Source organism: Gilvimarinus xylanilyticus (assembly GCF_024195295.1).
GTDB lineage: Bacteria > Pseudomonadota > Gammaproteobacteria > Pseudomonadales > Cellvibrionaceae > Gilvimarinus > Gilvimarinus xylanilyticus.
In genome coordinates, this window is record NZ_JAMFTH010000001.1 from 1074269 (window position 1) to 1090099 (window position 15831).

Here is a 15831-nt window from a genome sequence, read left to right on the forward strand (position 1 = left end):
CCATTAATACGATGCCTAATTTGGTTTTAGCCTCAGGCTCACCCTATCGCCGCGAGCTCTTAGCTCGGCTTAAACTACCCTTTATATGGGACAGCCCATCAACCGATGAAACACCCGTTGACGGAGAGCCGGCCGCCGAGCGCGCCAAACGCTTAGCTCACCAGAAGGCACTCAGCCTACGCACCACCCACCCCAAGAGCCTGATTATCGGTAGCGACCAAGTGGCCAGCCTGGAAGGCAACATCTGTCGCAAACCCGGCAACTTTGACTCAGCCTTTAACCAGCTTAAAGCCGCCAGTGGCCGCGAGATGACATTCCATACTGGCCTGAGCCTTATCGACAGCCAAACCGGCGCTCACTACCATCATCTGGCCCAATACCGAGCGCGCCTGCGTCCCTTAACCGACGCGCAGATTACCTATTATTTAGAGCAAGATCAGCCCTACGACTGCGCCGGCAGCTTTAAATGCGAATCCTTAGGCATCAGCCTGTTTGAATCTCTCAATGGCGACGACCCCAACACCCTGATTGGCCTACCGCTGATCGCACTCACCAGGCTACTCGCACAAGCCGGACTGGACGTACTATCGCCGCCCAGCGACTAAAGTGGGCGCCAGCGCAGAATTTCGCTAAAACAATCCATACACAATTCGGGTTCATAGGGACGCAAACGATCAATGTGGTGCGCCCCATAACTGACGGCTAAACGAGGCATGCTCGCACGCCGCCCCATTTCCATATCGTATTCGGTATCTCCCACCATTACGGCGTCGCGGGCGGGCAGCGCAAAGTGATCGAGCAACTCTTGCAACATTAAAGGGTCGGGCTTGGAGGCGGTCTCGTCGGCGCAGCGACTGGCGTGAAAGAAGCCATCCAGCTCCAGCCGGGCCAGCACCCGATCGAGCCCTGCCCGGCTTTTGCCGGTAGCAATGGTTAAGGTGTGCCCCTCCCGGCGCAAGCTGTCCAGCGAATCCAGCACCCGAGGGTAAAGCTCGGCCGGACTTTCCTGATCTAAGGCCAGGTAGTGCTTGCGATAGCCATCGCGTATCTGCGCCCAGTCGCTCTCGGCCACTTCCGGGTACAGCTCGCGCAAAGCCTCGGGCAACCCCAAACCGATAATATTGCGAACCGCCTCTGTCTCCGGCACTCGCCAGCGCAACTCGTCCGCCGCCCGCTGCATGGCGGTGACAATAGTGCCGGTGGAATCGCTGAGCGTCCCGTCCCAGTCAAAAATATACAACATACGCTATTTCGAACCTTCTTTAAGCGCCGCCAAAACGGCTTGCAAGTCATCGGTCAGAGGCGCCTCGACACTCACCCACCGTACCTCGTCACCCGGCAGAGGAAAGCGCAGCGCACTGGCATGCAAGAACAATCGCTTTGCACCTTTGGCTTTCATGGCTTTATTAATGTCATCCACACCATATTTATCGTCCCCCAAAAGCGGACACCCTTTATATTGGGCGTGCACACGTATTTGGTGGGTACGGCCGGTAATGGGCTTCGCCTCCAGCAAGGTAAAGCCATCGAAAGACTCTAAGACTTTAAAGCGTGTAAGGCTGGGCTTACCGTCGGGGTGGATTTTTACAATGCGCTCGCGCCCTCCCGATGCCTCAAGCTTCAGCAAGGGCGCCTTTACTTCCAGGGTGCGCGAGGGCCAGCGCCCCACCACCAGTGCTTTATACACCTTAACAATGCCGCCACCTCCGGCGCTTTTTTGCCGCAACGACTGCTGCAAAAAGCGCAAATAACTGCGCTTTTTTGCCACCATAATGCAGCCCGAGGTCTCTCGGTCCAAGCGGTGCACCAACTCAAGGTAGCGAGCCTCGGGACGCAGCTGGCGCAAGGCTTCAATCAAACCCAAATCAACCCCACTGCCGCCGTGCACTGCTATACCCGGCGGCTTATTCAGCACCAGCATGCCATCATCTTCGTACAAAACGGCTTTTTCCAGTACTCGTCCGAGCCCTTGGCTGAGCTGTTTAGGGGGCGCTTTAGCCGCCACACGAATGGGCGGCAAACGCACCACATCGCCTGCATCCAGGCGGCGCTCGGCGCGGGCCCGGCCTTTATTGACCCGCACCTCGCCTTTACGCAACAACTTGTACACATGGGTGCGCGGCACCCCTTTTAAGCGTGCAACCAGGTAGTTATCGATTCGCTGGCCCGCCTCATCGGCGCTGATAGTCAGATACTGCACCGACTGAAAAGCCGGGTTAAGAGAGGGATCTTGGGGGGAGTTTTTGCTCATGGCGCGCATTTTAGCAGCAAATGACCTCCGACCCTACCGAGACAAGGAAAATAGGTTTGCCGTGCTTTACCTTAGCTGTTATATTCCGACCTGCTGGGACAGGCAGGTTTCCGGACATAGCGTATCAGGCGTGTCGCGAGGAAATACCGCTGCCAGCCAGGCCCGCGCCAATAAAAGGCGGGCCCTGTAAGTAATGAGAGGTGCGACGCGCGCCCACTATTTGTCCGTCAATGAACGACCCGGGCAGCGCGAACACCAAAACCATTGCGCAGCTGGCGCAATGCGATTAATCCGCTCGATGTGTTTTGTAGATATACCAGGCTTAATTCTGGCAGACATGAATGATGAGGAGCCCAGGGCTCCCGCCAAGCTCATAGGAAATGGCCGAGGCCACTGCCGAGACCGATAGATGAAAGCGCCGGAAAACCCCGGCTTATTTGGTAAAACGGATTTTCATAAACAATATTGACACTTCGGCGTGCACATACATTTTTCTGTGCACACGCCGACGACGAAGTTCAATAACAATCCGACAGCCGCCCTGCGCCCGCACACTATGCGTAAATGCGCCCCGGCTGCACAAGACACACAGCGTTGATTAGTCGCGAGGGGCCCGCTGCGCCCAACACGAAAGACTAGGAAACGCATGAAAAGAATGCTAATTAACGCCACTCAGCCCGAAGAGCTGCGCGTGGCGCTGGTAGACGGCCAATGGCTGTACGACCTGGACATTGAAAACCGCAACCGCGAACAGAAAAAAGCCAACATATACAAAGGCCGCATCACCCGGGTTGAACCCAGCCTAGAAGCCGCTTTTGTCGACTACGGCGCCGAGCGCCACGGCTTTTTACCCCTCAAAGAAATCTCCCGCGAATATTTCGTCAAATCTCCCGGTGACATCGACGGCCGCGTCAAAATCAAAGACGTAGTCAAAGAAGGTACCGAAGTTATCGTTCAGGTCGACAAAGAAGAGCGCGGTAACAAAGGGGCTGCCCTTACAACGTTTGTTAGTTTGGCGGGCCGCTATCTGGTGCTTATGCCCAACAACCCCCGCGCCGGTGGCATTTCGCGCCGCATCGAAGGCGAAGATCGCGCCGAATTACGCGAAGCGCTGAGCCAGATCGAAATCCCCAACGGCATGGGCATTATTATCCGCACTGCCGGTGTGGGCCGCAGCGCCGAAGAGCTGCAGTGGGACTTAAACTACCTGCTGCAATTGTGGGAGTCGATCGATAAGGGCGCACAAAATGCCCAGTCCCCCGCCTTTTTGTTCCAGGAAAGCAACGTTATTATCCGCGCCATCCGCGACTATTTGCGTCAGGATATCGGCGAAGTTATTGTCGATAACAAGCAGTCCTTCGAGCTGGCATCGGGCTTTATTCGTCAAGTCATGCCCAACTTCGGTAGCAAAGTAAAACTCTACGAAGACGACATCCCGCTGTTTAATCGCTACCAAATCGAAAGCCAAATCGAAACCGCCTTTCAGCGCGAAGTAAAACTGCCCTCGGGCGGCTCAATTGTGATCGACGTTACCGAGGCCATGGTGTCCATCGACATCAACTCCTCACGCGCCACTAAAGGTGGCGACATTGAAGAAACCGCGTTGCAAACCAACCTGGAAGCGGCCGATGAAATTGCCCGCCAGCTGCGTTTGCGCGACATGGGCGGTTTGGTCGTGATCGACTTTATCGACATGCAAGCCAGCCGCAACCAACGCGAAGTAGAAAACCGCATTCGCGACGCCCTGGCCATGGACCGCGCGCGGGTACAAATTGGTCGCATCTCTCGCTTTGGCCTGCTGGAAATGTCCCGTCAGCGCCTGCGCCCCAGCCTGGGCGAAGTACACTCCAAAGTCTGCCCACGCTGTAACGGTCAGGGCACCATTCGCGGCACTCGCTCACTGGCACTGTCAATTCTGCGCCTGGTGGAAGAAGAGGCACAAAAAGAGCGCAGCGCAGAAATCCGCGCGATTGCGCCCATGTCAGTTGCCACCTACCTGCTGAACGAAAAGCGCAAAACCATTTTCAGCATTGAGCAGCGCAACAACACTCGAGTAGTTGTAGTTCCCAACGCCGAGATGACTACCCCGCATTTCGAAGTTCAGCGCCTGCGCGATGACGACGATGGCACACTGGAAACCAGCTACAAAATCGTCGCCTCAGACGAGCACACTGAGCAGGAGCAAATCACCGACGAGCCGCCGGTTAATATTCCACGCCCGCTGGTGCAACCCACCGCACCTACCGAGCAGGCCCCTGCCCCAGCTGCCGCCAAAGCCGAGCCCGGCCTTATTGCGCGCCTTATCAGCTGGCTGCAAGAGCTGTTCGAATCGGATGAGAAAACCGAGCAGCCCGCGCAAAAGTCATCGCAAAACCGCTCCAACGGCGGTCGTCGCAACAACTCCCACAGCCGTCGTCGCCGTCAAGGTGGCCGTGACAACAGCAATCGCGACAATAAGGGCGAGCGCGACAACAAAGGAAAAGCCGATAACAAAGGCAACAAAGATAAAAAAGACGACAACAAAGATCGCTCTAACGACGAGTCGCAGGGCAACAATAAGCAGCGCTCAGATTCGTCACGCAACCGTCGTGGCCGCAATCGCAACCGCAATCGCAACCGCGATGACCAGCGCAATCAGAGCGAGGAGAACAAAACTTCGCAAGCGGATAACGCGCAAGCTCAGAACGCAGATCAGGATAACGGCAATGACGAGCAGCGCCCGGCCAAACGCCCTTCAGGTCGTCGCCGCAGCCAGCGCCGTCGTCGTCGCGACAACAGCAATAGCGCCGCCGAGCAAAATGAGCAACTGAGCCAGGTAACCGCAGCCCAGCAGGCCAGCAAAGAGCCTTCGACGCAACAGGAGCCCTCAGCGAAGAAAGAGCCCTCAGTGAATGAAGAGCCCTCAGCGAAGAAAGAGCCGCCGGCACAAAAGGGGCCCTCAGAGCAAAAAGATAAGCCTGAAGCGACACAAGCCGATGCTTCTGCAAAGCCAGAGCCCTCAACCAATGAAGAGCCTTCAGCGAATGAAGAGCCCTCAGCAAATGAACGGCCCTCAGCTGATAAAAAACCTTCAGCCGGCAAAGAGCCCTCGGCGACGACGAAGCCTTCTGCATCAGCCAGCGAACAGCCTTCAATCAATGAAGAGCCTACCGCTGAACGCAAACAGGCCCCTTCCGATGAAAACGACGCGCCCGACAATGGTAAACAGGCAGCAACTCCGGAATCTAAGCCTTCGGCAAAACCGGAACAAGCCAGCGCACAGGTCTCAGCCCCAAAAGCAGAGAACGACACCAAAGCGCAAGGCGAGCCTGCCGCAGCTAGTTCGGTCGCAGACCAAAGCAAAACAGAGGCTCAGGCAGCAACCTCAGAGTCGGCGGATACGGTTAAAGCGCAGCAGCCTGCTGCCACGCCAAGCACCGAGCAGCCTGAAGCGGATGCCGCAGCACTTGCGAGCACCGCACCGAAAGCAGACGGCGGCGCACAAGATGCCTCTATAGATGCGGACAATGCACCCGAGGTGGAGACCGAGGAGAGCGTTGCAAGCAATGCGGTACAAGCCCCTGCCAAGAGCGAAGCCCCCGAAACCGAGGCCGAGCCCGCGGCGGATACGCAAACACTGACAATTGCCGACAAAAACGGCGCGCACCAACAAGTGCGCCAGTATGTTCGCGCAAGCAATGACCCACGGGTGACTCCGCGTCCAGTGCAGGATGTTCGCATTCTCACTGAAACACGCGATCACCCCCAGGCCCGGGCGCTGGATACCAGCCAGCCGGCGCGAGTTAATCACAACCCTCGCCCGTTGCAGCGACCCAGCAATGACCCTCGGGTCAGCAAAGAGCCAGGCGATAAAGCCTAGTTCTTAAGCAAGTTGAACAAAAGCCGGGCAATGCCCGGCTTTTGTTTTTGAGACAGAAGGTAAGTTGCGGAAAAATAGTGTTTTTTTCGCTTTCAGGCCTTGCCCCAAATAAAATCCCATGTATAATTTGCCCCACTTCGGAAGGGTGGCAGAGTGGTTGAATGCACCGGTCTTGAAAACCGGCGTAGGTTAATAGCCTACCCAGGGTTCAAATCCCTGCCCTTCCGCCATTATTTCAAAAAGCGCCTTTTTAAGGCGCTTTTTTTATGCCCCGCCTCCGCAGCAATGCACCTTGAAAAACAACCCCAAAGGCCTCATGGTCTAGGCTAGATACGCTTGCGTTTGGGCTATTGCATTGCCCCCGCAAGCTTGTATGATTAAGCGCAGTTTAAACCAATCCGGAGAAAGATCATGGAACATGTACGCACTGTTGATTCTGCTTTAGCGCAGTCCACTGAAGTCAGTCGCGTTTTGCGCAACACCTATTTATTACTCTCAATGACGCTTGCCTTCAGCGCCGTCACTGCGGGTATCGCCATGGCTATGAATATGCCCCACGGCGCCGGCCTGATCATGTCACTGGTCGCCATCGGCCTGGTTTGGTTTGTTTTGCCCCGTACCGCCAACTCACCAACGGGTCTGGTGGTCGTTTTTGCCTTTACCGGCCTGATCGGCGCCAGCCTTGGCCCCATGCTTAATTACTACCTGTCTACCGCCAACGGCACCAGTATCGTGCTGCAAGCGCTGGGCGGCACCGCTTTTACCTTTCTAGGCCTGTCAGCTTACGCGTTAATCACCCGCAAAGACTTTAGCTTTTTGCGCGGCTTTGTAGTGATGGGCGTTATGATCATGTTGGCTGGCATGCTGTTATTGTTGGGCGCTTCTTTGTTTGGCTACCACCTAGAAGCTCTGCATTTGGCATTCTCAGCCGGTATTATTTTGCTGATGTCCGCCATTATTTTGTATCACACCAGCGCCATTATTCACGGCGGTGAGCGAAACTACATTATGGCCACCACCAGCCTTTATCTGGCCATTATTAATATCTTTACCAGCCTGCTTCACCTGCTGGGCGCCAGCGAAGACTAAGCCTGTAAAGCCAAGCCCCTTTTGGGGCTTTGCCTTTTCCCACGATGAAATTTACTCTTGTCATTTTAGGCGCCCCCTACTCCAGCGCCGCCAGCTTTTCCGCGTGGCGATTTTGCCGCGCCGCCTTAGAAAACAACCAACAAATCACCCGCTTATTTTTCTATGCCGACGGCGTGCACAATACGACCGCTTTGGCGGCGCCCCCTCAGGATGAAATCGATCTGCCCGCACAGTGGAGCACACTGATCCGGGAGCATAATCTAGATGCCGTGGTGTGTATTGCGGCAGCGCTTAGACGCGGCGTGTTAGATGAAGCCGAGCGCGATCGCTATCGCAAACAGGCGGCAAACTTAGGCGCCGAGTTCTCCCTCAGCGGCCTGGGACAGCTGATTGAGGCAACCGCCCACAGCGACAGAACCATCACCTTCGGCCACTAAATCCTATGCGCGATATACTCTGCATCAGTCGTCATTCGCCCCAGTCGGGCCTGCTCGCCAAAGAGGCGCTGGACACCGTGCTGGCGGGCGCCACCTTCGATCAATCGATAAGCTTATTATTAATGGACGAAGGCGTCTGGCAGGCCTGCGCGCCACTGGGCACCGAATTATCTGCCTTTAAAGATCTCAGTAAAAACTTAAACGTCTTAGCCCTCTACGGTGTGGATACCATTTATATTCACGCGAACTCGCTAAAAGCTCGCGGACTAAACGCCCATGAGCTTTCTAGTGGGAATACAACCTTACTTGATCAAGCCGACACTCAAGCGCTTATGCGCGACCATCAACATATTTTTAGTTTCTGATGAGCACGTTACACACCGTCAATAAGTCACCCTTTCAAAGTCAATGCTTGTACAACTGCACGGACCTGATTGCTCCGGGTGACTCACTGGTTCTTATTGAGGATGGTGTCTACGCCCTAAAGCTTGGAGGCGAAGAGCGCGCGCGTTTGCTAAATGCCATTAAACAAGGCACTAGGGTTTACGCTTTGAACGCTGACCTACAGACGCGCGGATTAGATTCGTCCTGGGCCGAGATTAAAACCATTGATGATTCTGAGTTTGTGGAGCTGTGCTGCAAACATCAGCGCATACAAAGCTGGTACTGATATGACAGACACCGAACTGCCACCATTGGATAAAGACGGCTACCTAATCAATTTGCAAGACTGGTCACCCGAAGTGGCAACCGAGCTGGCCGCGCGTGAGAAGATCACCCTGGATGAGCGGCACTGGGAAATTATTACTCTGATACAAAAGTTCTATCACGAGTTCGAGCTATCACCGGCAAGTCGCCCCCTGGTTCGCTACGTGCAACAACATTTGGGGGCGGAAAAAGGCCGCAGCATTTATTTAATGCAACTTTTTGCACCGCATCCGGCCCTACTGGTCAGTAAAATTGCGGGCTTGCCCCGACCCGCTAACTGTTTTTAGTGGCCGGCATGTGTTTACTTTTTGTAGTCGCGGGTCAGCTTAACAACTACCCCCGATAGCAAGACGAGCGCAATCAGATTGGGGACAGCCATTAATCCGTTTAACACATCGGCAACAATCCACACCACCGCCAAATCAGCGGTCGCGCCCACGTAAATTGCCAATACCCAAAGAACTCTAAACGGCATAATCACGCCGCGCCCGAACAGAAACTGGGCGCAGCGCTCGCCGTAATAACTCCACCCCAGCAGCGTGGTAAAGGCGAATAAAACAATCGCCAGGGTGATAAACGCCTCGCCAAAGACCAAGGTACCGCCAAACGCGGCCTGGGACATCTGCGCCCCCTGGGCACCGCCCTGCCAGGCACCGGTGCATACAATCGCCAAACCAGTAATTGAACACACGATAATGGTGTCGAGAAAGGTCCCCAGCATCGCCACCATACCCTGCTCTACCGGGCTGTTGGTTTGCGCGGCGGCGTGAGCGATGGGCGCGCTGCCCAGGCCTGCCTCGTTGGAAAACACCCCGCGTGCCACACCAAACTGAATGGCCATGGCCACACTGGCGCCCACAAAGCCGCCGGCGGCTGCCGCGCCGTTAAACGCACTGTCGAATATAAGCCCTAATGCCGCCGGTACAGCTTCAGCGTTTAGCCCTATAACCACCAAACCGCAGAGCACATAAGCAAGCCCCATAAACGGCACCAGGCGCCCTGCCACATCGGCAATGCGCTTAACGCCCCCGATAAGCACCACAAAGACCAGTGCCATTAATGCCAGCGCCGTCGCCCACTTGGGAATCTGCCAGCTGCCGTGAAGCGCGTCAGCTACCGAGTGAGCCTGCACGGTATTGCCAATCCCAAACCCGGCCAGGCACCCAAACAGGGCAAAAACACCCCCCAACCAAAACCAGCGAGCACTCAGACCATTCTTGATGTAATACATGGGCCCGCCCACATTCTGGCCATCCGCGTCCTTCTCGCGGTAGTGCACTGCACAGACGGCTTCGGCATATTTGGTCGCCATACCGATTAAGGCCATACACCACATCCAGAACAATGCCCCAGGCCCGCCTAAACCAATGGCCGTCGCCACCCCGACGATATTGCCAGTACCAATGGTCGCCGAGAGTGCGGTCATTAAGGCATTAAATGGGCTAACCTCGCCATCGGCCTCGCTGCGACGCCCGCGCCACAACTGCGCGAATCCAGCCAGTAGGCGGCGTAGAGGGAAGCCCGCCAACCGAAACATTAAAAAAAGACCCGCCAAAGGCAGCAGCCAAAGCAGAAAATAAGGCCCCCAGATAAAACCACTGGCGGCGGAAAAGAATGCTTCGATAGACCCCATATTACCCTCTACCCTCAATTTATAACTGCAGCGCCTCGCGCTCGGGAAACACCCCAAAGATGCCCCCGGTATGAATAAACACAATATCCCTCTGCGCAATCGCGCCTCGACGCATTAATTCGGCAATGCCGTAAAACGCTTTGCCGGTATACACCGGATCCAGAATAACCCCGACTTCGCGCGCGAGCTGCTGAATCGTTTTATAGAGCGCCGGGTACCCTTTAGCATATCCTGGACCAATAAATTCGGCATTCACACAATAATTGCTGGGCATCCGTAAACCGCTTTGTGGGTAGACGTGCTGCGCTTTGGCAATATCCTCTCTTACCCGTTGCTCAAAATAGGCCTGGCTGTCGCAAACGGCAATGCCCAGAACCTCAGCCTCGGGACAAAAATGACCCAAGCCCGCCGCTAAACCTGCCAAAGTACCGCCAGAACCCGCAGCGCACACGACTAACGGCTGCTGGATACCCAATGCCATAAAGTCTTGCGCCAGCTCCTGCGCGGCCTGAATATAGCCCCATAACCCGATTTCATCGCTGGCACCTGTGGGAATAATAAAAGGCTTTTTCCCTTGGGTTTTGAGCCTCTCGGCCGTCTGGCGCAACAATAAAGGCAGATTGCGATGATAATCCGGTGCCCGGTAGCAGTGGTAGGCTGCTCCAGCCATAGCGCTGAGCAGCAAATTACCATCCAGGTTATCGGGTTTGTCACCCCGCAATATTAGTTCGCACCCCAAACCATGGGCGGCGGCCGTTAAGGCTGTGGCACGACAGTGGTTCGACTGCAAGCCGCCGCAGGTTACTAATGTGTCAGCGCCTTCGGCCAACGCCTGCGCCAGAACATACTCGAGCTTGCGAATTTTATTACCACTTAAGGCTGCACCGGTTAAATCGTCGCGCTTAATCCAGAGACGCTTATCTTGAGGGGTATCAGTCAGCTGTAAAGGCTGTAAGGGGGTAGGAATTTGCGCTAGGGGCTTACGAGCGGGAAAGACTAGTTCGAAGGTCACCTTAGGCTCCAAATTGACATTGCATCAGTGAAGCCTAGGGTAATTGCTAAGCAAAAATCAAATGGACTTGATTGTGCCTTTGGGCAGTACCGCGTGAACCGCCACTTTCTGGAATTTGAGCTCAATATTGCTGCCTGTTTCCAGAACAATGTAGTTATCGTCAACCTTAACCACTTTACCCAGCATGCCGCTGGTCAGCAGTACTTCATCACCTTTTTGCAGCGCGGCAACCAGGTTTTGGTGCTCTTTTTGACGCTTGCGCTGGGGACGAATAATCAACAGATACATAAACAGGAACAGACCGCCGAACATCAACAGGTTGATGTACATTGGTGCGCCCTGGGGGGCCGCCTGGCTTTGCGCCCAAGCGCTTTGAACGAAAAATCCCATGATCTAACCTCGTTAATAGAAAAGGCGTAACTCTACCTTTTTTAATAACGTCAGGCAATCAGGCATAGTCGCGAAATAGCTTTCTGAACACACTGGGAGAGAGATTCGTCCAGCGTTTAAAAGCGTTGGTAAAACTGGTGCGATCAGAGAAATCCAGTGCCGATGACACCGAATCAACGCTCATGTGCTCGTCAATCAGATATTTAATCGCGTAGTGAAACCGTAAGCTGTCGCGCAACTGGGCAAAGCTCGCGCTTTGATGCTGCAGCCGACGCTGTAGGGTGCGTTTGGACAGGTTCAGATCCTGGGCAATATGCTCAATGGCCATCGACGAATGCCCTACCCGCTTCTGCAGGGCTTCGATAACCTTGGCCGAGACACCTTCCACCTCGGGCAAGTGAGCCAGAACAACATATTCATGGTATGAGCGAATTCCTGAACGAGCAAAGCCTTCTTGATCTGAATTCTGGGGACTTAACCGCTGCAACTGAATCATTTGGCTCTCCTTGTGCCGCTAAAGACGGGCATAGCTACGCATCTCTAAGGGGTTACAAAAATATATAGTTAACTCGGTACAAAAACAATCAATCATGGCGCATTATTAAGAATACTATTGCCAGATATCGACCAAGCTTAGAAGCCTGTGGCATATATATCCACCACAGAACCGACATCGAGAGGAAATTATAGGGCAAGTGGGAGCCAAGTAGAGACAATGTTACACATTTTATCAATTTTTATGCAGCGGGTCACAAACCCGCCGCTTAAAGGTCACAAAACCTGTAAAAAGAAGAGCTTACGAGACTTTTTTAACGGTCGTTAAAAGTTATCCCGCAAATAATCCAGCACATCCTGATCGTGGCTTTTGGTTTTAACCGTCTCAAAGATATGTCGTAAACGGCCCTCTTTGTCGATAAAGAAAGTGGTGCGCAGCACGCCCATAAATTCGCGCCCCATAAACTTTTTAAGCCCCCAGGCGCCGTACTTTTCCGCCACTTTATGGTCTTCGTCACTGAGCAGGTCAAAGTTCAGCTCGTGTTTTTGTTCAAACTTCTCAAGCCGCGCTACCGGATCGGGGCTGATAGCAAGCACCACTGTGTCCAAGGCGGCCAGCTCAGATTCGGTATCGCGAATACCGCAAGCCTGAGTGGTACAACCCGGAGTCATGGCCTTGGGGTAAAAATACAGAACCACATTCTTGTTGCCACGAAAATCTTTTAAGGCGACTTTTTCACCGCGTTGGTTCTGCAAGGTAAAAACCGGGGCCAAATTGCCAATTTTAGGAAAACTCATATTCACTCCTGGTGTTCATCTTGATCGTCATCGCGCAGCATAGCGAACAATACTGCCTTTTCTTCATGGGTGACCGACTCGGCCTTGTGCAGCCCGTCTTCGGCCACGCACACCCGGTTACGCCCCTGCTCTTTAGCGCGATACAGCTGCTTATCGGCCAGTTCTGTCAACTCGGTGACACCGCCCAGATTTTCGGGTTTGAAACTGGCTACACCAAAACTCATGCTGACTTGGGCGTCGCAGTCGTCTAATAGCTTTTGCCTGGCAATATGCGCCCGAATGCGCTCAGCCACCGTCTGGGCCAAGTTTAAGGCGGTACCGGGAAGGATAATCGCAAACTCTTCACCGCCAAATCGACATAAAACATCCAAGCGCCGCAGCTGACACGAAAGTTGCTCAGCCAGCGCCTTTAGGAGCCGATTGCCCTGTTCGTGACCATAAGTATCATTAAAGGCCTTGAAGTGATCCACATCCGCCAACACCAGCGCCAAAGGCTGTCCCGTGCGCTGCACCCGCTCTATTTCATCACTGAGGGCTTGCCGAAAATGGCGGTAATTATACACTCCTGTAAGCGCGTCGGTGTGCGCCTGCTCGGCGAGACTCGCCACCTGTTCGCGAAGCGCGGTTAACTCTTGTTGCGCCAAACATTCCTGCCCTTGGGAGGGACAGTAAAGCGGTTCTACCGGGCGGCTGGAATCGGTCAAACTAATCTCGCAACAGCTTGGTTAAATCGCCGTAATGGTCAATACGCCGGTCACGTAAAAAGGGCCAAATCCGGCGCACATTTTCCGAGCGTTCGCGATCGACCGCGACGACTTTAACCGCCTCGACAGGCTCCTCCAAACGGGCCAAAAACTCACCCTGAGGACCGGCGATAAAACTGTGGCCCCAGAAATCAATGCCCTGCCCGCCCTCGGGGTCGGGCTCGTGCCCGACGCGGTTAACACTGACCACCGGGACGCCGTTGGCCACCGCGTGGGAGCGCTGAATCGTCACCCAGGCGTCGCGCTGGCGCTGCTTTTCGGCCTCGTCATCGCCTGGGAACCAGCCGATGGCGGTGGGATAGATAAGAATCTCGGCCCCTGCCATGGCCATTAAGCGCGCCGCCTCGGGGAACCACTGATCCCAACACACCAGGACCCCGAGGGTGCCCACTGAGGTTTTGATCGGACTAAAGCCTAGATCGCCGGGGGTAAAATAAAACTTCTCGTAGAAACCGGGATCGTCGGGAATATGCATTTTGCGGTACTTGCCCGCGATTTCGCCGTCACGCTCAATGACCACGGCGGTATTGTGGTAGAGGCCAGTCGCGCGTTTTTCAAACAGCGAGGTGACAATCACCAGGTTTAACTCGCGCGCTAACTCACCAAAAACCTGAGTGCTAGGCCCGGGTATGGTTTCGGCCAGATCGAATTCATCCACGTCTTCGCGCTGGCAAAAATACAGGCCGCGGTGCAGCTCTTGCAGCACCACCAGCTCGGCGCCTTCGGCTGCGGCGGCGCGAATACCATCAATGCTTTTCGCGATATTCGCCTCCAGATCGGCGCTGCAGGCGTGCTGTACTAAACCTATTTTTAGCTCACTCACGGAGTTATCGCCCCTTCTGGTAATTGCATGGTAATACAGTGCAGACTACCGTGTTGTTCAATCAATACACGGCAGTCAATGCCTATTATTTCATAACCGGGAAAGGCGCGGCCAACCACCTGCAACGCAGATTCATCTTGCTCATCTTGATAGACGGGCACCAGCACCGCGCCGTTTAGAATTAAGAAGTTCGCGTAGGTGGCGGGCAAACGATTGCCTTCGGCATCATAAATGGCTTGCGGCCAAGGCAACGGATAAAGGGTGTAGGGGCGATTATTGGCATCGGTCATCCCCTCTAGCTGATGACGCATCTGCTGCAGCTCGTGGTAGTGCTCATCCTCGGGGTCATCACAACTGACATGCACTAACCCACCTTCGGGAGCGAGCCTTGCTAAGGTATCAATATGGCTATCGGTATCATCTCCCGCTAAATAACCGTAATCCAGCCAGTTAATGCGTTTGGCACCCAGGTGCTTTTGCAAAAGCGCCTCTACTTCGGCTTCAGATAAGTGCGGATTGCGATTGGGGTTGAGTAGGCAAGCGCGGGTTGTAAGCAAAGCGCCCGTTTCGTCGATCTCAACGGCGCCGCCTTCGAGCACCATATCAATCTGCGTTAATGAAACCTTAAAGACACCCTGAGCATCCAGACGCTGATTGATCTGGTTATCCAGATCGGCGGCAAATTTATTCCCCCAACCGTTGAAGGTAAAATCCAGTATTTTGAGCTTGCCGGCGTGCTCAACGGTCAAGGGACCATGATCCCGTGCCCAGGTATCCTGGGTATCGGCATCCACCAGGTGGCAGCGCGCGCAATCCACCTGATGAGCGATTAAACAGTTGCGAATAACAGAATGGGTTTCGGCGGGCGCGGCAATAATTAACTCGGCCCGGCGACAGATCTCGCGCGCCAAATGCCCGTAGACCGTTTCCACTTCATCTAAAAGTGGTGCCCAGTCAGTCTTTGCATGGGGCCAAGTTAATAAGACCCCGTCTTGAGGGGCCCATTCCGGCAGTAGCCTAAATTGATTCATACTGTTCTCAGCAAGACCACGGTTTATTATCGAAGCTAATACACGGTTTCGCGTGCCTTAAACGTCACCGACGCCTTGGACGTGGTTTTACGTGCGCGACTCTGTTCCGTATCCCCTACTCGCACCACAAACCCTAAGGCCTGCCGGTTAAGCGACTGAGATTCCATGTCGGTCACAATTAAGGTCACATTATATACGCCTGAGGCGGCACTATTGAAAGCCAAGGGATGACGCGCAACACCATCTTGAGCAGCCAACTGGAAAGTGTCGGGACCACTGAGTGTCAGTCCATCAGGCATGATAATCCGCACTTCTAAACGAGTTTGCGCTCCAGGCGTTTTTAACTGTAACTCCAGTTCGTTTGCACGCTCATCGGGCAAGACAAAGTGGCTTGCGGCAAGGCTTACACCGAGTGACGGTTTGCCTCCCGTTTTCCCCTGGGCAGCTTGCGATTGAAGTGGCTTGTTAAAATCGTCCGATGCTTCGCCTGCCTGCGCCCCGGTGCCCGCCAATAGCAGGACAAACATTGTCATTGCTAACC

General features: G+C 54.5%; 18 protein-coding genes and 1 tRNA gene. 8 read left to right on the top strand and 11 right to left on the bottom strand.

Annotated features, from left to right (window positions below):
- Window positions 1-11 precede the first annotated feature (11 nt).
- Window positions 12-605, top strand: a complete 594-nt coding sequence (locus M6D89_RS04535) for a Maf family protein (protein WP_253966836.1) — start codon at window positions 12-14, stop codon at window positions 603-605.
- On the opposite strand, the gene M6D89_RS04540 is transcribed toward M6D89_RS04535, so the two are convergent.
- Complete coding sequence (locus M6D89_RS04540) at window positions 602-1243, bottom strand: HAD-IA family hydrolase (protein ID WP_253966837.1); 642 nt, start codon at window positions 1241-1243, stop codon at window positions 602-604. The genes M6D89_RS04535 and M6D89_RS04540 overlap by 4 nt on opposite strands.
- Window positions 1244-1246: 3 nt before the next feature.
- Complete coding sequence (gene rluC / locus M6D89_RS04545) at window positions 1247-2251, bottom strand: 23S rRNA pseudouridine(955/2504/2580) synthase RluC (RefSeq protein ID WP_253966838.1); 1005 nt, start codon at window positions 2249-2251, stop codon at window positions 1247-1249.
- Between the two features lie 646 nt (window positions 2252-2897).
- On the opposite strand from rluC, the gene rne reads away from it, so the two are divergent.
- The 7 genes from rne (at window position 2898) to M6D89_RS04580 (ending at window position 8631) form a co-directional block, all read left to right on the top strand.
- A complete protein-coding gene (rne, locus tag M6D89_RS04550; RefSeq protein ID WP_253966839.1) occupies window positions 2898-6110 on the top strand; it encodes a ribonuclease E in 3213 nt (1070 codons plus the stop codon).
- Between the two features lie 139 nt (window positions 6111-6249).
- Window positions 6250-6340: transfer RNA gene (locus M6D89_RS04555), tRNA-Ser, on the top strand.
- A gap of 181 nt (window positions 6341-6521) precedes the next feature.
- On the top strand, window positions 6522-7199 hold the full coding sequence (locus M6D89_RS04560; protein WP_253966840.1) for a Bax inhibitor-1/YccA family protein: 678 nt from the start codon (window positions 6522-6524) through the stop codon (window positions 7197-7199).
- A 44-nt stretch (window positions 7200-7243) separates the two neighbouring features.
- Entirely contained in the window at window positions 7244-7636 is a 393-nt protein-coding gene (gene tusD / locus M6D89_RS04565; RefSeq protein WP_253966841.1) for a sulfurtransferase complex subunit TusD, read from the top strand.
- A gap of 5 nt (window positions 7637-7641) precedes the next feature.
- On the top strand, window positions 7642-8001 hold the full coding sequence (tusC, locus tag M6D89_RS04570; protein WP_253966842.1) for a sulfurtransferase complex subunit TusC: 360 nt from the start codon (window positions 7642-7644) through the stop codon (window positions 7999-8001).
- Entirely contained in the window at window positions 8001-8306 is a 306-nt protein-coding gene (tusB, locus tag M6D89_RS04575; RefSeq protein WP_253966843.1) for a sulfurtransferase complex subunit TusB, read from the top strand. Before tusC ends, tusB begins: the two co-directional genes overlap by 1 nt.
- Window position 8307: 1 nt before the next feature.
- The gene (locus M6D89_RS04580) at window positions 8308-8631 is read left to right on the top strand and encodes a TusE/DsrC/DsvC family sulfur relay protein (protein WP_253966844.1); all 324 of its coding nucleotides are present in this window, start codon (window positions 8308-8310) and stop codon (window positions 8629-8631) included.
- 14 nt (window positions 8632-8645) lie between these two features.
- Here the strand turns inward: M6D89_RS04580 and M6D89_RS04585 are convergent, their stop codons facing one another.
- The 9 genes from M6D89_RS04585 to M6D89_RS04625 form a co-directional block, all read right to left on the bottom strand.
- Window positions 8646-9977 carry an alanine/glycine:cation symporter family protein gene (locus tag M6D89_RS04585; protein ID WP_253966845.1) on the bottom strand — a complete coding sequence of 444 codons (1332 nt, stop codon included), beginning with the start codon at window positions 9975-9977 and terminating at the stop codon, window positions 8646-8648.
- 19 nt (window positions 9978-9996) lie between these two features.
- A complete protein-coding gene (locus tag M6D89_RS04590; protein WP_253966846.1) occupies window positions 9997-10989 on the bottom strand; it encodes a 1-aminocyclopropane-1-carboxylate deaminase/D-cysteine desulfhydrase in 993 nt (330 codons plus the stop codon).
- A 57-nt stretch (window positions 10990-11046) separates the two neighbouring features.
- Window positions 11047-11379 (bottom strand): preprotein translocase subunit YajC, encoded by a 333-nt coding sequence (gene yajC, locus M6D89_RS04595; RefSeq protein ID WP_253966847.1) that lies wholly within the window; start codon window positions 11377-11379, stop codon window positions 11047-11049.
- A 58-nt stretch (window positions 11380-11437) separates the two neighbouring features.
- A complete protein-coding gene (locus M6D89_RS04600) occupies window positions 11438-11875 on the bottom strand; it encodes a helix-turn-helix domain-containing protein (protein WP_253966848.1) in 438 nt (145 codons plus the stop codon).
- A 323-nt stretch (window positions 11876-12198) separates the two neighbouring features.
- Window positions 12199-12672 carry a thioredoxin-dependent thiol peroxidase gene (gene bcp, locus M6D89_RS04605; protein WP_253966849.1) on the bottom strand — a complete coding sequence of 158 codons (474 nt, stop codon included), beginning with the start codon at window positions 12670-12672 and terminating at the stop codon, window positions 12199-12201.
- 2 nt (window positions 12673-12674) lie between these two features.
- Window positions 12675-13376: a GGDEF domain-containing protein gene (locus M6D89_RS04610; protein ID WP_253966850.1), complete on the bottom strand. Its 702-nt coding sequence runs from the start codon at window positions 13374-13376 to the stop codon at window positions 12675-12677.
- Window position 13377: 1 nt separating this feature from the next.
- Window positions 13378-14259 carry a carbon-nitrogen hydrolase gene (locus M6D89_RS04615; protein WP_253966851.1) on the bottom strand — a complete coding sequence of 294 codons (882 nt, stop codon included), beginning with the start codon at window positions 14257-14259 and terminating at the stop codon, window positions 13378-13380.
- A complete protein-coding gene (locus M6D89_RS04620; protein ID WP_253966852.1) occupies window positions 14256-15290 on the bottom strand; it encodes an agmatine deiminase family protein in 1035 nt (344 codons plus the stop codon). The genes M6D89_RS04615 and M6D89_RS04620 overlap by 4 nt, the downstream gene beginning before the upstream one ends.
- Window positions 15291-15325: 35 nt before the next feature.
- On the bottom strand, window positions 15326-15823 hold the full coding sequence (locus M6D89_RS04625; protein WP_253966853.1) for a hypothetical protein: 498 nt from the start codon (window positions 15821-15823) through the stop codon (window positions 15326-15328).
- Window positions 15824-15831: the final 8 nt, after the last annotated feature.